At 46.0% G+C, this 18560-nt stretch carries 18 protein-coding genes; 8 read left to right on the top strand and 10 right to left on the bottom strand.

The features are described 5' to 3' along the window. Positions 1-77 precede the first annotated feature (77 nt). Together AC59JT_RS14510 and AC59JT_RS14505 are read left to right on the top strand one after the other, a co-directional pair. Positions 78-1061 carry a pyruvate dehydrogenase complex E1 component subunit beta gene (locus AC59JT_RS14510; protein ID WP_497400140.1) on the top strand — a complete coding sequence of 328 codons (984 nt, stop codon included), beginning with the start codon at positions 78-80 and terminating at the stop codon, positions 1059-1061. A gap of 86 nt (positions 1062-1147) precedes the next feature. Then, the gene (locus tag AC59JT_RS14505; RefSeq protein ID WP_497400138.1) at positions 1148-1915 is read left to right on the top strand and encodes a GDSL-type esterase/lipase family protein; all 768 of its coding nucleotides are present in this window, start codon (positions 1148-1150) and stop codon (positions 1913-1915) included. A gap of 147 nt (positions 1916-2062) precedes the next feature. Here the strand turns inward: AC59JT_RS14505 and AC59JT_RS14500 are convergent, their stop codons facing one another. The 9 genes from AC59JT_RS14500 to AC59JT_RS14460 form a co-directional block, all read right to left on the bottom strand. After that, complete coding sequence (locus AC59JT_RS14500; RefSeq protein WP_497400136.1) at positions 2063-2581, bottom strand: GNAT family N-acetyltransferase; 519 nt, start codon at positions 2579-2581, stop codon at positions 2063-2065. Between the two features lie 87 nt (positions 2582-2668). Next, complete coding sequence (locus AC59JT_RS14495) at positions 2669-3376, bottom strand: TlpA family protein disulfide reductase (RefSeq protein ID WP_497400134.1); 708 nt, start codon at positions 3374-3376, stop codon at positions 2669-2671. A 369-nt stretch (positions 3377-3745) separates the two neighbouring features. Continuing rightward, positions 3746-4261, bottom strand: coding sequence for a hypothetical protein (locus AC59JT_RS14490; protein WP_497400132.1), 516 nt, complete (start codon positions 4259-4261; stop codon positions 3746-3748). A gap of 23 nt (positions 4262-4284) precedes the next feature. Then, the gene (locus AC59JT_RS14485) at positions 4285-5364 is read right to left on the bottom strand and encodes a reverse transcriptase family protein (RefSeq protein WP_497400130.1); all 1080 of its coding nucleotides are present in this window, start codon (positions 5362-5364) and stop codon (positions 4285-4287) included. Between the two features lie 148 nt (positions 5365-5512). Next, positions 5513-6736 (bottom strand): phosphoribosyltransferase-like protein, encoded by a 1224-nt coding sequence (locus tag AC59JT_RS14480; RefSeq protein ID WP_497400128.1) that lies wholly within the window; start codon positions 6734-6736, stop codon positions 5513-5515. Between the two features lie 13 nt (positions 6737-6749). Beyond that, positions 6750-7469, bottom strand: coding sequence for a DUF5131 family protein (locus tag AC59JT_RS14475; protein ID WP_497400126.1), 720 nt, complete (start codon positions 7467-7469; stop codon positions 6750-6752). A 2-nt stretch (positions 7470-7471) separates the two neighbouring features. After that, positions 7472-8596, bottom strand: a complete 1125-nt coding sequence (tcmP, locus tag AC59JT_RS14470; protein ID WP_497400124.1) for a three-Cys-motif partner protein TcmP — start codon at positions 8594-8596, stop codon at positions 7472-7474. Positions 8597-8849: 253 nt separating this feature from the next. Then, a complete protein-coding gene (locus tag AC59JT_RS14465) occupies positions 8850-9356 on the bottom strand; it encodes an SRPBCC family protein (protein WP_497400122.1) in 507 nt (168 codons plus the stop codon). Then, complete coding sequence (locus AC59JT_RS14460; RefSeq protein WP_497400120.1) at positions 9353-9691, bottom strand: ArsR/SmtB family transcription factor; 339 nt, start codon at positions 9689-9691, stop codon at positions 9353-9355. Before AC59JT_RS14460 ends, AC59JT_RS14465 begins: the two co-directional genes overlap by 4 nt. A 328-nt stretch (positions 9692-10019) precedes the next feature. On the opposite strand from AC59JT_RS14460, the gene AC59JT_RS14455 reads away from it, so the two are divergent. Then, on the top strand, positions 10020-12128 hold the full coding sequence (locus tag AC59JT_RS14455; RefSeq protein WP_497400118.1) for an alpha-galactosidase: 2109 nt from the start codon (positions 10020-10022) through the stop codon (positions 12126-12128). Continuing rightward, positions 12125-13444, top strand: a complete 1320-nt coding sequence (locus tag AC59JT_RS14450) for a hypothetical protein (RefSeq protein ID WP_497400116.1) — start codon at positions 12125-12127, stop codon at positions 13442-13444. The genes AC59JT_RS14455 and AC59JT_RS14450 overlap by 4 nt, the downstream gene beginning before the upstream one ends. A gap of 79 nt (positions 13445-13523) precedes the next feature. Here AC59JT_RS14450 and AC59JT_RS14445 read toward each other — a convergent pair whose 3' ends face one another. Next, complete coding sequence (locus tag AC59JT_RS14445; protein ID WP_497400114.1) at positions 13524-14939, bottom strand: glycoside hydrolase family 76 protein; 1416 nt, start codon at positions 14937-14939, stop codon at positions 13524-13526. Positions 14940-15188: 249 nt separating this feature from the next. Between AC59JT_RS14445 and AC59JT_RS14440 the strand changes: the two genes are divergently transcribed. From AC59JT_RS14440 to AC59JT_RS14425, 4 genes are all read left to right on the top strand, one after another. Further along, positions 15189-15773 (top strand): hypothetical protein, encoded by a 585-nt coding sequence (locus AC59JT_RS14440; protein ID WP_497400112.1) that lies wholly within the window; start codon positions 15189-15191, stop codon positions 15771-15773. Positions 15774-16077: 304 nt separating this feature from the next. Beyond that, positions 16078-16641 (top strand): hypothetical protein, encoded by a 564-nt coding sequence (locus AC59JT_RS14435; RefSeq protein WP_497400110.1) that lies wholly within the window; start codon positions 16078-16080, stop codon positions 16639-16641. Positions 16642-16867: 226 nt separating this feature from the next. Next, complete coding sequence (locus tag AC59JT_RS14430) at positions 16868-17266, top strand: hypothetical protein (protein WP_497400108.1); 399 nt, start codon at positions 16868-16870, stop codon at positions 17264-17266. A 211-nt stretch (positions 17267-17477) separates the two neighbouring features. Beyond that, positions 17478-18560: an efflux RND transporter periplasmic adaptor subunit gene (locus tag AC59JT_RS14425; protein ID WP_497400106.1), complete on the top strand. Its 1083-nt coding sequence runs from the start codon at positions 17478-17480 to the stop codon at positions 18558-18560.

Here is an 18560-nt window from a genome sequence, read left to right as displayed (position 1 = left end):
TAGCGGCTCACAAATTGCATTTAACACATTAGTGCTTATATTTGCGCTTCCAAAAAACATCATTTACTATAATAACGATGAGAGAAATACAATTCAGAGAAGCACTTCGAGAAGCAATGCAGGAGGAGATGCGCAATGATGAGAATATATACCTGATGGGCGAAGAGGTTGCCGAGTATAACGGTGCCTACAAAGTTAGCCAGGGTATGCTTGACGAGTTTGGCGCTAAACGCGTTATTGATACACCAATCTCTGAATTAGGTTTTGCCGGTATAGGCATAGGCTCGGCCATGAATGGTTTAAAACCCATCATCGAGTTCATGACCTTCAACTTCTCGCTGGTGGCTATTGACCAGGTGATAAACGGCGCTGCCAAGATCATGTCAATGAGTGGTGGCCAGTTTTCGGTACCGATTGTTTTCCGTGGCCCAACCGGTAACGCGGGTATGTTAAGCTCGCAGCACAGCCAGTGTTTTGAAAACTGGTATGCCAACTGCCCGGGCTTAAAGGTGGTTGTACCATCAAACCCTGCCGATGCCAAAGGTTTATTGAAATCGGCAATCATTGATCCCGATCCGGTAATTTTTATGGAGTCGGAGTTGATGTATGGCGATAAAGGCCTTGTTCCTGAAGAAACTTATTACACCCCGATAGGCAAAGCCGCCGTAACCCGCGAAGGTACCGATGTAACCCTGGTCGGTTTCGGTAAAATAATGAAAGTGGTTAATGCTGCCGCTGCCGATCTGGAAAAAGAAGGCATCAGCGCCGAGGTGATCGACCTGCGTACCGTTCGCCCGATTGATTATGATACCGTTATAGCTTCCGTTAAGAAAACCAACCGTTTGGTACTGGTTGAAGAAAGCTGGCCACTGGGCTCTATCGCTACCGAGATCGCGTTCAAGGTACAAAAAGACGCTTTCGACTACCTTGATGCCCCAATACTGCGCATCATGGGTGGCGACGTGCCCCTGCCTTACGCACCAACCCTGATACAAGAATACCTGCCAAATGCCGAGCGCGTTGTTAAAGCGGTAAAAGAAGTGATGTACGTTACCAAGTAACCCATCGCCTCCCCAATAAAAATATTAAAGCCCCCGATTGTTCGGGGGCTTTTTTTGTGCAAATTGCATAACCAAAATATGCCTTTATGAATATCAGGAAAACCACCGCGCTGCTCATCGCAGTTTTATTGTTAAATACCATTGCAGCCTTTGCCCAACGTAAAGATGTTAACCTGGTTTTCATAGGTAACAGCATAACTTACGGCGCCGGCCTTTCCGACCGCCAAACCCAAGCCCCGCCTGCCATTGCCGCGGCTTACATCAAAGCCCAAAGCAATATCGGTATGGTAGATTACAGCAACCAGGGCCACAGCGGCTACACCACGCTTGATTGGGTGCCGGGCACAGCTGCGTTAAACGCTGCACAAGCCGCCGCGCGAGCCTTCAGCAACCAGGATGCTCAGCTGGTTTTTAGCATTAAAATTGGTACTAACGATAGCGCCATGAAAGGCCCCCACGGTTCCCCCGTTTCGGTGACGGATTATGAGCTGAATCTGAAAACCATCATTAACGAATTACTCCGCAACTTTGCCAACTGTAAAATTGTAATCCACCATCCGCTATGGTACAGCCCCAGCACCCAAAACGGCTCGATGTACCTGCAAGATGGCCTTAACCGACTCCAATCCTACATCCCCATAATAGATGCCGTGGTGAAGAGCTATAAAACCAGCAACCCCAACCAGGTTTTCGTGGGCGATACCAAGGCCTTCGACTATTTCAAGAAAAACTATAAAACCGACCACCAGGTTGAGCGTGGTCCCGCAGGCATATTTTATCTGCACCCCAATCAAAAAGGCGCCGAAGCCCTGGGCGAGTTCTGGGGAAAAGCCATCATGAAAGCGCTGAAGTAAAGGCGGCGCAGTGTAGCGCCGTATGCGTAGCACGCTACACCGCTACACCTGGTGTAGCAGCGCTACAGCGCTGTTTATCAGGTGCTTGAATTTTTTGGTGACACTGTTTTGTCAGCAGGGTGTTTATGGCGCGTTTTATTAGGTGCGTCAGGCATTGCTGTCGCTCAATACCTTTTCAAAAGCTTTGCGGGCGCTGCCTCTAAAATATACCTCGCCGCAGTAGGTATAGCCCAGTTTTTCAAACAGGTGCAGCATGGGCGCATTGTCAAAATTGGTATCAGCTTTTACGCTGTATATGTTTTGGCTAAGGGCATAGGCTTCCACAAACGTTATGATCTGCCGGGCCAGGCCTTTGCCCAGCCAGGCCGGGGCAATAGCTACGCGGTGCAGCACCACAAAATCGCCCGTGCTTAGCCATTGGCCTTTAATTTTGGCGTATTCGGGTTCATCATTGATCATAATGGCGGTGTAGCCAATTATGGTGTCATCATGCAGCAGTACAAAGCCGCAGCCGCGCTCAATGTCGCGTTTAATAACATCGGGGTTGGGGTAGCCATCCTGCCATTGCAGGCTGCCGTCGGCCTTGCGACGCGCTATGGCCGCTTCTAAAATTGGCCATATCTGCCCGGTTTCGCCTAAAGTAGCCTGTCTAAAAGTATAATTCATGCCTTTAACTGTATACGCGTCAATAATACTTCATCGGGGCTAATTACGCAAATGTTATGTAAACGCGCTACGGCTAAACTTTGGTTATTACAGGGCGGCGCTCTCTTTGATCGTTTTGTCGATCCAATAACCGCCGTGTAGCGGGGCGCTAACATAGTGTAGCCGCACGGCACCGGTTTTATCAATAACCACGTTGGTAGGGTACAGGTTAATTTTAAACAGACCGGCAAACCATTGCGCGTTGCTCACCAGGCGGTAGCCGAAAGGGTTTTTAACCGTAAACTCCTTAATATCCTCCTCCGCGTCAAGCGCGAAACCAACGAATATCACATTCGGGTCGTCCTTGTATTTCAAGGCAATGCGGTTAAGCTCGGGTATCTCGGCGCGGCAGGGCGGGCAGCCAATAAACCAGAAATTAAAAACCAGCGTTTTGCCCGCCCAGTCTTTAGCCTCAATTTTTTTGCCCGTAATGTCGCGTATCTTAAAAGGTTTTATCTTGTCGCCCGTTTTAAAAAAGGTGCTCTCGGCCGGTTTAGGCCAGCGGGCATAGTTGGCCTCTTTTTGGGCCTGGGTAAAAGGCACCAGTAAAAAATGCGTATCGGCCTGCGTAGGGTAAACCGGCCTGAGCCAGTAATCGCCGCTTTGCACCATTTTTTGCCACACAAAAGCCGGGTACTTCATCCCGCTCGAATCCACCACTACCGAATTCACGTTAGCCACCGGTCGGTTGTTTTGAGCGCGCGCATACATGGCCGTCAATACTAAAAAGCACGAAATAAAAATCAGTTTCTTCATTGCACACATAAGGTTTGGGGTAGCGCAATATAGGCGTTTGTTGTTGGCAGTGCAAAATTAAGTTTATCGAAAACGGCAAGCAATCCAGCTGCTTGATACTAGCTACTAGTTCTCAAAAATAATGGCGTTGCCTGCGGCCCGTGCTATCCGCTTATACTGCACGAAGCCTTAGTCGCGGCGCCCGCGCTGAGGCCCTCGCCGGCCGGTATCCGCTACTATCACTAACGCGAGCCGACGCACAAAGCCCAAAAACTCCTTCCCCCGGGAGGGGTGCGGCAAGCCATGTGCGCAAAAGCGGGGAGGGGTTTATGCGCCATACTTCTATCTGCCCTGCATACCCGCGCCCGTGTGGATAACCCCACCTGCATTTTACTTTGCACAGGGATTATACGTGCTATCTCTCTTCACAACAATCGTATTAATTTTACCACCGCTATACTCTGCAGTTATATATTTTGATTTAAGGATAAGCATGCGATATACAGATTCATCCGGATCAAAAAATCCACCCGCTATATTGTTTTTTACAAGCATTACCCTAAAATCATTGCCTTCCAGGTCCTTTCTGTCAAACTTATAGTCTTGCCGGCGGTCGTATCCTTTGTCGCAGTTTATACCGTCCGAAGCTAAATGTACACTTACGGTCTTGGTGGTGCTGGATCTACCCAGGATGGGTACCTGGCAAATTATGGTATGTCTGGCCGGGTCGAACGTGCCTTTTTCCGCGCCGAAAAAGTCGTCTACCTCATCTTCCTTAACATCCAGGTATATCCTGAATACAGCCTGCGAACTCAATACGTGGGTGGAATTATACCAATTAAATACCTGCACCGTTACAACAGTGCCGGCAATTAGTATAAATAAAAGGATAACGATCTTTTTCATGAGGTGGGGTTTAAGGTGGGCTTTTAAAGCCAGTTAATTTTATCAAATTTGTGTTTCATTCTTAAACCCTGAGTAGGATGCACCGAGATTATGTAAAGTATGTTACCAAGTAACCACTCTCTGTAGTTAGTCTTGTAACCAAGCCCCATTTTATTTAAATTTTGATAAGGCCCAAAGCTGATACAGTTATGCAAATGCGTTTCTATGTTTCTTCGAAACTTTTTTCCAATAGTAACACCCTCGTTAACATTTAAACCAGTGACCATTTGTCTGTTAGCACGCGTTCTATAACTACCTTTTCTTTCGTTGAGTTTAAACTGCTCTTCTTCAATTATCTTTTTTATTACACTTCTTTTTAATTTTTTTTTTACGGGCCCGGAAAATGTTAAGTCGTCGGCATATCTGGTGTAACTATACCCATTTTTTGTAGCATATTCATTTAGCCTAATATCAATTCTAAAGGCTGCTAAGTTGGAAATTGCAGGACTAGTTGGGGCTCCTTGTGGTAAAAAGTTTATATGTTGACTGTAAAGTTCAGGCGATATATTCATCTTTTTCAGACGCATTTTATGAGTTTCAGTAGGAGCAACGCAACACGCTTTTGCTAAATCAACCGACACCGCTTTGCTATAGCCTATTATTCTAAATAGGCCATATACGCGAGCTTCACTTATAGAGTCAAAATAGTTTTTTAAATCAAACTTCATAACCAATTCCTGATTGACATGAGGTTTGGCGTTATCTACAATTGATTTACCATGTTGATACGCAGTAACATATTGAGGAAATTTTAAATTGTCTAAAATGTATTTTTTTATCCAATATTGTACAGCTTTAATTTCGTCAGAAGGTGCCATGACATACCGTATTCCACCTTGCCGTTTTTTTATGCCAAATTCAATATAATGTGTTTGCCTATTTTCTAATAATAGGTTTAGGATGTCATACCGAATCCCCATCATTAACGCTAAATGTTGGGGTGAAAATATAACAGGAAGCTCCTTCTCTAATAATTTTCCAGCATAAGATTCTAGCTGGTCGATTAAGATTGGATTTCTACCTAAGGCTTTATTTTTTTCAAAAAATTCCCTGGATAACTCCATGATTGCTAATTACGCTAAATACAGAAAGTCATAAATTAAATACAACATAAATATCTCTTATATAATAAGATACTTCAACGGAACCCAGTCCTAATGATACCGAGCAAATAACATAAGTTATTAATACGCTAATTATACAACCATTTCATTACCCAGAGAATTTTTTTGGAAAGTAATCAACATCTGCAAAATTGAAAACTCTTTTTTCTTCCTTTTTTAATGTTTTTATATGTTCAATAACTTTTTCAAGTTGCAATTTTCCCTCCGCAGTCAATCGGTTTTCAATATCAATTAACTTCATTTGTCTTGCAATTTCAATGTAATGGTCTAGGTCTTGACTTAATACTCCCAGTTTTTTTGCGATTATAGGCAACGCATAGCTTTTGTTTATTAATCGGAGCAACCCAAATACAATAAATTTTTTTTTCGAATTTCCATGGCCAAGCTGGATTTCGTTAGGGATATTTAACTCGAGCCTAGAGGCTGCGAACGCTAATTCTTCTCTGAAGCGATTATTTGCCGCTAAAACCTCGTCAATATCCCTAGGCAGCAAAGGAGTCCAGTTAGATTTTGCTGACCAGATTATTGGTATTGTATTATTCGGAGGAGAATATGCAAAGCTAATTAATGCTTCGGAATCTTTGTACCCCAAATTATGACTTCTAGATCGTCCGGTGAATAAAAATTTTTTTGCTGCGTAGTCATGAGAGATTTTCTTTAGCTTGTCGCAAATAGAGGTAGTAGTAAAATGATTTGGGTTGTATCCAAAAATTTTATCATGAATTTTTCCCCTGATTTTAACATTAGGAAAGTCTTGTAATATGTGAGATTCTGCGCTACTCATGTAGTAAATGCAGATACTGTAAGTATCACTTACCAAGCTTGCCGAAGTGTCAGATAGTTTCAGAAATTCCTTGTAATGGCTTTTGAAAGATCCCCCAGTTCCAAAAAAATCATCAAAAAAAACAATTACACTATTCTCATTATAAACAGTCTTCTCAAGGTCGTTTTTAGTAACCAAGTAAGTTGCCTTACCGGAATCCATCAATCTCCTAAATATTTTGGATTTTTCCATGTAATACGTTAAAAGCGTTGCGCTTTTACCATACTTCGCAATTGCGTTAAAATAGATATGTTTTTCTTGATCAACTTCTTTCAGTAAGTTATCTATCATATTATCGCACTCAGCGTATAAGTCCCCTTCACTTACAAAATAGATATTTTGCAAAATCTCTAGTGCGTATAACCAATCATCATTTTCAAAATTCTGCAACCATTTTAAAATAGCCTTATCTGATTTAGTATAGTATAATTTTCTGCTAACTAAATCTATTTCCTCAGAAAAACACTCTATGATTTCCTCGATATCCATTAAATAAACCAACTCATGCGGTTTTCAATGTGGAAGGCATTTCGTCGTAAGTCCTTCCATTTAAAATGCGTCCAGCAGCCTTTTTATTTTTTCCACCCCACTGTTTAAAGAAAAAAGGGACTTTAGCATTTTCACATTGCAATCTAATATCTTCAACCCAACTACTTTCCATTGGTCGAGCTTTAAATCCGCTTTCTCCGCCAACTATAACCCAATGAATTCCATCCAAATTCAGGTTTGGCAGTGCATCTAACAAAGGTTCAATAGATAAAAATCGAGTGTAAGCATTTACTTTTCTTAAATGATCTATCCTATCTAGCACGCGATCGTCTTCAACGCTAACTCCAATCCAAATATTAGGTGTAAATGTTAAAAATGGAGCATAGTTTTCTAGTACATCTCCCCGTTTTGTTAAGACTTGATATGTATGCTGTGGAGTGTCGTTCATAACCTTGAAAACGCTTTGTACATACTCTAACGGCACATCTTTGTGGAAGAGATCACTCATCGAATTGACAAATACCAACTGTGGTTTAGTCCAAGTATATGGTACCAGTAATGTAGCAGGGTGAATTCGAAATTTAAATCCCTGGCTATATTTTTCTTGTCCCATCCCCTTCAACCTTTTCGTCATCGTTTCGGCATAGCAAAATTTACAGCCTGCTGAAAGCTTGTCACAACCCGTTGTAGGATTCCAGGTCATTTCGGTCCATTCTATTGACGATTTTGACATTTTTAAAAATTCAATATGCAAGTATCTGTTAGTAAAACACGAACTTTGTGGTTAACGTTGTCTGTAAAAGTAGCTTTTACTTTTCCATTTTCAACCATCTTCCTTAAAGTATCTGTATAATGAGACCAACTAAATTTTGTATTTTTTTGGTGCTCATCATAAAGCGCTTTAGCTGTAACTTGTCGACCATTATAAATATTCACCAGTTGAGCGGATAGCGCATCTATATTCGGATTGCCAAAATTTATATTGTTAGTGCTTGACGTTTTTTTTGCGTCATATGTATAATTACCATCCTTTTCTAAAGTTGCACCAATGTTATCATACGAGTGATACACATTTTTGACTAGCTCATATCCTTTGTCATTCTTAGTAAAATGAATAATGTAGTGACTTGTGGCTGTGCTATCTTCTTCTTGAAATCTAAACGAACAATGATAGAGTTTGACTCCCGCCGCTTTATTAAACTCATCAGCTAAATTATTCATTATCAAATTTAATCTCTCTTGTACCGATGCTTTATACTGGCGGCTTTTTCTTAATTCATTAATTGTCGTGGGAAAGAGAGCCTGCATCATTTCATCAAATTTCCCTACCGAAACGGCTTGGTTTATTCGCTTTATATTAACAAATAAAAACAACTCATTCCCCCAATTCCCTAAAAATTTGGCGAGAATAGATGTATCGATACCCTTATAACCAAACGGATCAAAGAAAAGTAAAGTAGGATTCGGGTTCGTTTTACTAGGCTCTTTATTCAAAAACTTTTTTATTGCATCATCTTCTCCTACAGTTTTATCTCCAAATCTGGGTGGGTTTTTAAACGTGTCCGCCGGAAATAATGAATTGAAATTTTCTTCCAGTTCTTTAGCAAATACTTTGTCATTAAATATCAAATGAACTTTTTCGCTTAATATTGGATCCTCTGCACATTCTTTCGCTAATAATAAAGGAGTTGAATGTTTTTGGTCTTCGTATTTCCCAGGCCCTGCAAAAAGATCAATGTACCTGATTGTCTTTTGGGGTTTTTTAAGTAAGATTCGGCAATATTGTGGGAAGTATTCTGAAACTATTTTAGCTTTAACTTCAGAGGAAGAGGTTTGCTCTTTGAAAAAATCATCATCCATGGTTTAAAATTTAGGTTGAATAAAGTTAACAATAAATTTATTTGTATCAACCTTTTAGAAAAGACATTCTCCGCTACCGCAAGCGTCCCCGATTGTGGGTAAGCGCTAAATAATAAAGCAACTGGGTAACAAAACAAAAAGCCGCAAGCGAGGACGCTTGCGGCAGCGGGCTGTATCAAACCAGCGCAACATATTCAGGACGAAGTTTGCACCACGCTAAACTTCGCCCTGTAAAAAGACTTTTCCGTGCTTGTTAAACCGAAAGGCGCGCTTCAATATAACGATCCAATTTATCAAAGGTACCGCCAAAGCCTTGCTCCATATTTTCTTTAATGGCATGGTAGGTTTCCTCTTGCGCTGCGGTGGCATTTACCGGGTGGCCTTGCAGCGTTAAGGTAGTGCGGCCAGTGGCTTCGGTGAACGTTACCTGGTTAAATATTTCTAAGGGGAAATCCATCGGGAAGGGCGAGGTGCGGATGTTGCCCTCTTCGTCCGAAAATGAGCTGATAAATTCTATCAGGTCGGGGTTGTTAATGTTAACATATTGAAAAAGGCCCCACATGCTTTGCTCGCCGGCTTCCATTTTGTAATGGAACCTGCCGCCGGGTATAAAGTCGAAAGTTTTTACCGTTAGCGCCATTCCTGCCGGGCCCCACCATTCGCCCATGGCTTCGGCATTGGCAAAGGCATCAAATACAATTTGTTTGGGCGCGTTAAAATGGCGTACTATTTTAAGCCCCGGTTTAGTGTGATCTATCATTTTGCTTGATTTTTATGTTGAACTTTTTTAATGTATTTATCTAACGAATCGAGTTTCTCCATCCACAACTGGCGGTATTGATCTATCCAGTCGTTTACCTCGCCCAGCGTATCCAGTTTAGCCTCGCAGTAACGCTCGCGCCCCTGCTGTTTAATAACCACCATACCACACTCGGTTAAAATTTTAATGTGGTTTGAAATTGCCGGTCGGCTTATCTCAAACTTATCGGCAATGGCATTTAAAGTCATAGGGGTAAAGGCTATATGGCCCAATATTTCGCGCCGGGTTGGGTCGGCTATTGCCTGGAAAACATCTCTTCTTGCTTCTGCTGCCATATTGTGTAATCATTTGGTTACGCAATTATATATGTAATCATTTGATTACGCAAATTTATTTTCAAAAAAATGATTAACGTGGGTTTTAATGGCGAGAACGCAATAGTGCAATGGCCCCGCGCGATTCCCTCCCTCGGGAGGGGCAGGGAGGGGTTTTGCCAACGTGCCGGGGATATTTGGACGGCGCAGAAACCCCTCCCCACCACTACACAAGCCGGCGCACTCCTCCCAAGGGAGGGCGTTGATAACCTGCAACAAAAACTAATCAACTAGTCACTAGTCAACCAATCACTTGTTATATTAGCGCCTGGCAATTATAAACATCCGGATGGTTAAAGTACCTGTACGCGTAGCGATTTTGTTGACGGGCCTGCTGCTGTTATTCGGCAACAGTGTGCCGGCGCAGACGGACGGACTAACCCAATGCAGCGCTACTTTAACCGGCGGCGTGCTCACCCTGCAAAACAGCCGCATGGCCCGGGCCTACCAGTTTAACCATGGCGACCTGAAAACCCTGCGCATTACCGATAAACAAACCAACCACACCTGGGCCTACAAAGCCGACCGGCCCGACGCGGTGTTACCCAATGCCGGCGCGGTACAACCCGGCGCGGGCAAGCTGGAAGTGCGGCAGGTGGCGGCCACCGCAATAAGCGGCCCCTACCTGCGGGCTGAGTGCAGCGCCAAGCTGGGCCAACTGGAAGTGAAACGTGTTTTTAAAATTTACCCCGACTGCCCGGCTATTGCCTGCACGTTTTACCTGCGCGGCACGGTGAGGGCCAGCTGGGCAGGCTCGGCCATGGTTTCGGCGGCTGATTTGAAGAATGTTGAGAGCCTGGCCGAGGGCAAAAAAAGCTATTCGCCGGTTACGGTGATGGAGCAGCTGACCCTGCAGGGCGCCAACTGGCGCATTAAAACCGTGCAATTTTTTGACATTACCGACCAAAATAACAACCTGGTGCAACAGCGCGAGGAACTGCCGTACCGGGCCGAAAGCAGGCTTACGGGCAACCTGCTTTTTGCCGACGAGGTACTGGCAGATAGGGGGCTTTTTGTGTTGAAGGAATCGCCGGCGGCGGAGGTGCAGCTGGGTTTTCATGGCTTCGATTTTTTGGTTTCGGCGGCGCGCGTGCAGGCCGTGGGCATTGGCGTGCAACCTGCGGATATTAAACCCGACCAATGGCTGCGCTGCTACGGTTTTGCAACCGGCGTTACCACCGGCGGTGAGATAGGGCGACTAACGGCCCTGCGCCAATACCAGGAAAAGGTGCGCACGCGCCAACCCACCCGCGACGACATGATACTGATGAACACCTGGGGCGACCGCAGCCAGGATAAACATATAGGCGAGGCTTTTACCCTGAAAGAAATTGAAGCGGCGCACCGGCTGGGTATTACGCATTTCCAGATTGATGATGGCTGGCAAACGGGGCGGTCGGCTAACTCGGCTTTCGCGGGCGGCACGCTAACCAATATTTGGCGCAACCCCGATTACTGGAAGCCCGATAAAGTGAAGTTCCCGAACGGGCTGGCGCCTGTAGTGGCCCTGGGCAAAAAGCTGGGCGTGCAGGTGGCGCTGTGGTTTAACCCCAGCAAGGATAGCAGCTACGCGCACTGGCGCAATGACGCCGATGCCCTGCTGGCCCTGCACCGCGAGGGTATCAACATTTTTAAGATAGACGGCGTGCAGGTGCTGGATAAGCAAGGCGAAGTAAACCTGCGCCATATGTTTGATACGGTAATGGCGGCCAGCAATAACCGCGTGATGTTTAACCTGGATGTTACCGCCGGCAGGCGCTACGGCTACCATTATTTTAACGAGTACGGCAACATTTTCCTGGAAAACCGCTACACCGACTGGGCCAACTATTACCCCCACACCACGCTGCGCAACCTTTGGATGCTATCGCGCTACGTACCCGCGCAAAACCTGCAGATAGAGTTTTTAAACAACACGCGCAACGCCGATAAATACCCTGCCGGGGATGTGCTGGCTCCGCAGAAGATCAGCTTTGAATACACCTTCGCGCTGACCATGATGGCCCAGCCGCTGGCCTGGTTTGAGGCTACGGGTTTGCCTGAGAAGGCTTTTGCACTGGCGCCGGTAATTAAAAAATACCGTAGCCTGCAGGCCGATATTCATGCCGGCAGGATATTCCCCATAGGCAATGAACCAAGCGGGGCAAGTTTCACCGGCTTTCAATCCATTAAAGGCAACACAGGCTATTTGCTTTTGCTGCGCGAATATACTTCCGCCGCCGGCGCCCAACTGCAAACCTGGCTTCCGCCCAACAAGCGGGTTAAGCTAACGCCTTTACTGGGCAGCGGTACCCAAAAAACCATTACCACCAATGCCGAAGGTAAAGCTTTTTTTACCCTGCCGGGGAAGCATACTTATGCGCTGTATAGTTATGAAATTTTAGAGGCGACGAAATGAAAAGAACTTTAGGCTTGCTGGCCGTGGCCTGCGTTTCGGTAATGTTGCTGGGGGCCAATGAGCTCGTGGTGATACCAGTGCAGCCCATAGCTACCAACACGTTTTTAAATAGCATGGGCGTTAACAGCGCCATCTCATCACGCGGCGAGAAGATTGATAAAACCATTGAGGCCATGCAATACACCGGCCTGCGCTGGATCCGTAGCGGCTATGAAGGGAATGCCCCTATGGCTGATTACCTGCGCCTGCGCCGGGAGGCGGGGGCTAAATTTAGCTACGGCTTGATGAGTGGCGGTACCGACATTGCCCGCCTGCTGCAAGGTGGTCGCCAACTGGCAGATGCCGATGCGTTGCTGGCCTTCGAGGGCGTTAACGAACCCAATAACTGGCCAATTACCTACAAAGGCACAAAAGGCGGCAAAAACCTAAGCTGGCAAGCCGTAGCCAACCTGCAGGCTGACCTCTATAACGCGGTTAAGTTTGACGCCGCGCTTAGTAAATATCCAGTATGGAGTATCAGCGAGAATGGCGCGCAGACGGATAACGTGGGTCTGCAAAACCTGCAGTATATAGAAACGCCGTCGGGCCGAAATATTCACTTCGCCGATGCTGCCAATGTGCATAATTACTTTTCGCACCCTTCGCACCCGGGCCTGTATGATAACCAAACCTGGAACGCTGCAGCACCCGGACGGGACTGTAAAGTGGACGGACTATACGGCAACTACGGCACCACCTGGCTCAAAAAGTTTAAAGGTTATAATGATGACGAGCTGGCCAAACTCCCCCGCATTACTACCGAAACCGGCGTAACCATTGGTGGCGATTTTACCGAAGAGAAACAGGCCCGCCTGTACCTTAACCTCTACCTCGCCCAGTTTAAACGCGGTTACAGCCATACCGCCATCTATTTACTACGCGACAGGAGCGACGAGGCCGGCAACCAAACCTTCGGCTTTTACACAAAAGATTATAAGCCACGCAAAGCAGCCAGCTACCTGCATAATTTTACCACCATATTGCAGGACAGGGCAACGCCTAAAAAGCTGACATCACTGGCTTACTACATATACAACCAACCCGAAACCGTGCACGATCTGCTGCTGCAAAATAGCAATGGCAAACTGCATCTCATCATCTGGAATGAACGCGCCACCGCCACCGACGAGCTAAAAATCAGCCTCGGAAAAAAGTTTAAGCGGGCGAATGTGTATGACCCAACCACGGGCACACAAACTATCGCTACGCGAAAAAACACTAACGAAGTAATACTAAGCACAAGCGATCACCCGGTAATTATAGAACTGGCGGATTAAGGTCAGCTATTGAAGATTGGTTAGTAAAGATTAAAGATCAGTTGGATAGTTCAACCAATCTTTAATCTTTAAAACCTCATTACTGTATCTTCACCGAAGTAACCACATCATTAGCCGTAGGCGATAGGTTAGGGAAGTGCGGCGTATCAGACGTTAGCACCCATGATTGGCCCGTGAAATTATCATCCTTGTACATGGTAACGGTCCAGCCCGGTGGAATTTTTACTGATGATGCCCAGTCGTTAACAAAGCCCAGGGCTTGTAGTTGGCTTATGGTGTAATTCCCCTTAGGCAATATGCCCGAACTTGTGCCGCCGTACAGCGTGTTTTGGTAAAACACCACACCCGGCGCCAGTTGCAAAAAGGCCACCAGGCTACAGGCTTCGTAAGTTTGTATGTAGCCGGTAGGGCATGGCACGGCATAGTTGCGGTAAGTTAGGTTGCGCGAGGCGTCGCGGTTGCCCCAGCCGGTATCAACGTTGGTTTCTATCCAGCTTAGGTATTGGGTTTGCTTGCCTTCGTTGATGAGCTGCATCATGTAGTTGGCAAAAATGGCCTTCATGGTGCCCTGTTCGTTAAAGTCGCCTTCGGCAGGCAGTATGCTGTTGGTGCAAAGGGTGTTCTTCACGTAATCGGCATAGCGTTTGGCATCGTCAAGGTAAGCCACATTGCCCGACTGCTTGTACAGCATATACGCTGCGCCAATAGCCGTGCCCGCGTTGTAGGTATAGGCCTGGCCCCCCGGCGGGTTGCTGCCAATTTTATTGTCGAACACCTTGCCGGTGGTAGTATTAGTCAAATTGGTTTTCGACCATGAGTAGATGTTCTGCGCTTTAGTTAGGTAAGCGCTGTTACCGGTAATGGTATACAAACGCATGGCCGCAATAACGGTAGGGAAGTTAATGCACGAGTTTTTGCCGGTGTGGTTAAAATCCCAGTACATGCCGCCGCCAACGGGGTCGTATGATCCGTTCCAAACCCGGTCAAAACCCGATTGGGCCTTGGCCAAATAGGTGGCGTTGCCCGTAATTTGGTGGGCGCGTGCAAGGGCAATAACCCACCACATAATATCATCATAAATAAACCAAACGGTGGTATTGTTCCAGTCGTACCCGGCATATTGGTTGTAGTTACCGGTATACATGTCGGTAACGCGGGTAAGGTCGGCCGCCTGTTTGCGGCGCAGGTACACGTCCATGGCCATGTCCCAGAAAATGGCCTGGGTCCATATGGCGGCCACGCCGGTTTTTTGCGTGGTGCCGTAGTACAGTTTGCCGGTAGGGTTGTAGCAGGCGTTGTTAAAGGCGGTCCAGGCGGTGTTGGCGGTGGCGGTGTTCCAGTAAACAGAAGCTGCTACGGCAAGGCGGTTGGCTTTTACTGTTTCGGTTTCCTCGCCGGCGAGTTTTTCGGCTTCGGTTTGCGGTTCGGTGCCGTTTTTTTTACACGAGGTAAAGGCAAGGCAAAGACCTAAAAATAGCATAGATGCTTTTTTCATAATTGTAGGGATTTGTTGGTTAGTCCCGGTTTGGGGGTGCGGGAGGGTGATAAATTGATTATTACTTAATACGCAAACGTTGCCGAAATTGTTTTAGTTAAGTTGTTGGGGTTGAGGTTTATGACTTTGGTTGCGCGATAGTTTATTGAACAATGGCTTAGAGGTACGCCAACCGTATGTGGCAAAATGCTAAAAAATTTGGTATGTAGTTGCATTGTGTTTATATTGTGCTATCCTTATTACAATAACATGAACAAAAAACTAATTCTTATTGCCTGCGCGGCATATTTAATGGGCTGTAACGCTCCTGATAAAAACACTTCGGCTGCAGATAGTTTAGTTGTCGATTCGACACTGGTAGATACCACCACCTTGGCTGCCGGCAGCGATACAACGGATGCGGCGGCTGCAAACACCTGGGAATATTCTGAAAAGGAGGATAAGATGGCGGGTAAACCATCCTATTTTGCCCGCGTTGTGGCCAACGAGTTGTTGAATTTTGAATTTCCGTACGACGGCGGTTCTACAGCTGCAATTTCTATACGAAATAAAGAAGGCAGTACGGATGTGATGCTGATCGTATCAAAAGGCCAGTTTCTATGTAATTCGTACGACGGTTGCAGCATCCGGGCCAAGTTTGATGACGAAAAGCCGAAAACCTATAGCTGCAGCGGCCCGTCCGACGGTAGTACCGAAGTTTTATTCATCAACTCGGCAAGCCAGTTCATCAAAAAATGTAAAGCGGCCAAAAAAGTTATCCTGGAAGCCGAGTTTTACCAATCAGGTAACCAGCAAATGGAATTTAATGTTGAAGGCCTTAAATGGGCGCATTGACACGGTTATCATATTAATATCATGTATTTAGTATCAGGTAGCAGGACTTTTTAGGTAGCCATCGGGCTTTTCATTGTCTAGCTACTTGATATTTAAAGTAGGGCGTTGCCTGCGGCCCGCGCTATCCAGGGCTCCGCTTCGCTGCGGCCACTCCTTCGTCGTGGCTAACCCTTCCTATCGCTAACGTGGCCGGCGCGCGGGGGCCGGGTATCGTTACGCCAGCACTTTACCGGTCTTTGTATTATCAAATGCTGCGTGAGTATTAGGATATTTTTTTTACTTTCGCTTAAATTTAAACCACATCATGATAAAAAATCTACTGCTCCCTATTGTCTGCTTATTTCTATTAATTTCTTCATGTAAAAAGGCTGAAACCAAAACGCCGGAAGAGTCGCCGCGCGGATATGACCATAGCACGCCCCAAGGCATACTTTTAAATAAACTAAGCCAGGGCAGCAACAAAAACCTGAAGCAGGTTTATTATACTTATTATTCGGGAGCAATAGAGATTGGTACTTTTGCAAAAGCGGTTCCCGCTAATGCTTATTTGCTATTTGGTGACGGTTTAGTAGTTAACCCGAGCTATACCGCGGTAAGCTACGCAAGCGGCGAAAGCCCGATTAACGATAACACGGCATCCGACGTGCGTATTGAAAATGGCAAAAACTATCTTTACTATCAGCCCGACAAGTACAAATCTCCATTTACAGCTCCCGAGAGCACAATAAAAGTTGAGTTCACGCTATCTGACGACCTGAAAATGCTGACACTTATATTTAGAGACAACATTACCGGATTTACAACCGAAACAACTCAACCCATAGCTTATACTTCAAGGGTACGAAAATACATTATGGTGAGTTTGTAGCATTATAGCCTCGTTTCGGCCTTAGCCTGTTATCTTACCAGCTAAGGCCGGGCAATTAGTAGTTGCTATCTCTCGGGGATTCTCCTACCCAAAAAAAGCAACACCCACCACATCCCCCAACCGCCTCAAACCCAATTGCCACCAACATATTACATACCGTATGTTAAAAAATGTTAATAATGCTTTACATTTGGCCCCCGGTACTAATTTTGCACTCAATTAAAACGTGAAAACCCTGATCGTGTATATGGTAAGCTGCTGCCTCCTTCTGTTTGGCGGCTACCGCTATGCCCACGGACGTACACTTAACCACGGGCATTCAAAAACGCACGCTGTAGAAAAAGCCCCTGTAATACGTTTTGACGAATTTGCCCATCACGATGCGGCAATTACTGCCACTACCCCCGCCCAAAACAAACTTAACATAGTAAAAGCCGACGATGAGGATGAGGACGCTGATTTCGGCAGGAAACTGGCCATGCCTTCGCGCAGTTTGCTAGTGATGGTGTATGCCGCCTTCGTGCTTTTTGGTTTTGATAAAATAAAAGAAAGCCTGCATCCCCGCGGGCATATGCTGGCTTTTGGCCCGGGTTATAGCCCGATACTAAGCGCATTGCGTATCTGATATTCGCACGTTCCCCCCGCGTTACGTGTACAGGTAGAGCAATGTGATTAAGCGGCCTGCGGTGGCCGCAAATATCCATTACATTTTTATAGCAATAACCTTTGGTTTAGCATAAGCTACCTGCGCCGTACGCCGCTTTGGCCCTGCGCTGGTTTCAAATTTCCCGCCCCGGGCATCTAACAATTTAATTGCTAAACAACACTTAATTATCATGAATAAAAATGTAATGCTGATAGGCCTGTGCGCGCTGTTATACGCTACGGGCTGCACATCAAAAAAAGAAGAGAAGGAAGAAGCCTACAAATACACCACCACGAGTGCGTTGCAGCTGGATACTTCGTACACCAAAGAATATGTTTCGCAAATACGCTCGGTGCGCAACATTGAGATACGGGCGCAGGAGAAAGGTTTTTTACAGAACATTTATGTTGACGAGGGCCAGGCGGTAAAGGCCGGTCAGCTGCTGTTCCGTATCATGCCTAAAGTTTACGAAGCCGAAGCCGACCGTGCCGAGGCCGAAACCAAAGCAGCCGAAATTGAGCTGCAAAATACCCGCTCGTTAAGCGATAAAGACATCGTATCAAAAAACGAACTGGCTATGGCGCAGGCTAAACTGGCGCAGGCCAAAGCGGCGGCTTCTATGGCTAAAACCCACCTTTCGTTTACCGAGATCAGGGCACCGTTTGATGGCACGATTGACCGTATCCCATTGAAATTAGGTAGCCTGGTTGACGAAGGCGCGCTGTTAACCAGCCTGTCCGACAACTCGAACATGTTTGCCTACTTCAACGTTTCCGAGCCGGAATATCTGAACTATGAAACGGATGTAAAAGGTCGTGCCGATAACAAAGTGGGCCTGCTGCTGGCCAACAATACCTTATTAAAATACAAAGGCGATGTGCAAACCATCGAAAGCGAGTTTGACAGCGAGACCGGCAACATTGCCTTCCGCGCTAAATTCCCTAATCCCGACAGGCTGCTACGTAACGGCGAAACCGGCAAAGTACAAATGACGGTTCCTTTGCGTAACGCGCTGGTTATCCCGCAAAAAGCTACTTACGAGATTCAGGATAAGGTTTACGTTTTTGTGGTGGACGGTAAAGGCGTGGTACACTCCCGCAACATTACCATTGCCAGCCAAATGCCCGACCTATACATCGTAGGCAGCGGTATTACCGCCAGCGACAAGATATTGCTTGAAGGCGTTCAAAAAGTGAAGGATGATGACAAAATAGAGGCAGAATACCGCCAGCCTAAAGAGGTGATTGGTAGCCTGCAGTTAAAGGCAGAGTAG

The organism is Mucilaginibacter sp. A3364, from assembly GCF_059690715.1.
This window is presented reverse-complemented; position numbering and strand designations above follow the sequence as displayed.

Bases quoted from the DNA above. Each gene is read 5' to 3' on its own strand.
- AC59JT_RS14510 (WP_497400140.1), top strand. From the start codon at position 78: ATGAGAGAAATACAATTCAGAGAAGCACTTCGAGAAGCAATGCAGGAG.
- AC59JT_RS14505 (WP_497400138.1), top strand. From the start codon at position 1,148: ATGAATATCAGGAAAACCACCGCGCTGCTCATCGCAGTTTTATTGTTA.
- AC59JT_RS14500 (WP_497400136.1), bottom strand. From the start codon at position 2,581: ATGAATTATACTTTTAGACAGGCTACTTTAGGCGAAACCGGGCAGATA.
- AC59JT_RS14495 (WP_497400134.1), bottom strand. From the start codon at position 3,376: ATGAAGAAACTGATTTTTATTTCGTGCTTTTTAGTATTGACGGCCATG.
- AC59JT_RS14490 (WP_497400132.1), bottom strand. From the start codon at position 4,261: ATGAAAAAGATCGTTATCCTTTTATTTATACTAATTGCCGGCACTGTT.
- AC59JT_RS14485 (WP_497400130.1), bottom strand. From the start codon at position 5,364: ATGGAGTTATCCAGGGAATTTTTTGAAAAAAATAAAGCCTTAGGTAGA.
- AC59JT_RS14480 (WP_497400128.1), bottom strand. From the start codon at position 6,736: ATGGATATCGAGGAAATCATAGAGTGTTTTTCTGAGGAAATAGATTTA.
- AC59JT_RS14475 (WP_497400126.1), bottom strand. From the start codon at position 7,469: ATGTCAAAATCGTCAATAGAATGGACCGAAATGACCTGGAATCCTACA.
- tcmP (WP_497400124.1), bottom strand. From the start codon at position 8,596: ATGGATGATGATTTTTTCAAAGAGCAAACCTCTTCCTCTGAAGTTAAA.
- AC59JT_RS14465 (WP_497400122.1), bottom strand. From the start codon at position 9,356: ATGATAGATCACACTAAACCGGGGCTTAAAATAGTACGCCATTTTAAC.
- AC59JT_RS14460 (WP_497400120.1), bottom strand. From the start codon at position 9,691: ATGGCAGCAGAAGCAAGAAGAGATGTTTTCCAGGCAATAGCCGACCCA.
- AC59JT_RS14455 (WP_497400118.1), top strand. From the start codon at position 10,020: ATGGTTAAAGTACCTGTACGCGTAGCGATTTTGTTGACGGGCCTGCTG.
- AC59JT_RS14450 (WP_497400116.1), top strand. From the start codon at position 12,125: ATGAAAAGAACTTTAGGCTTGCTGGCCGTGGCCTGCGTTTCGGTAATG.
- AC59JT_RS14445 (WP_497400114.1), bottom strand. From the start codon at position 14,939: ATGAAAAAAGCATCTATGCTATTTTTAGGTCTTTGCCTTGCCTTTACC.
- AC59JT_RS14440 (WP_497400112.1), top strand. From the start codon at position 15,189: ATGAACAAAAAACTAATTCTTATTGCCTGCGCGGCATATTTAATGGGC.
- AC59JT_RS14435 (WP_497400110.1), top strand. From the start codon at position 16,078: ATGATAAAAAATCTACTGCTCCCTATTGTCTGCTTATTTCTATTAATT.
- AC59JT_RS14425 (WP_497400106.1), top strand. From the start codon at position 17,478: ATGAATAAAAATGTAATGCTGATAGGCCTGTGCGCGCTGTTATACGCT.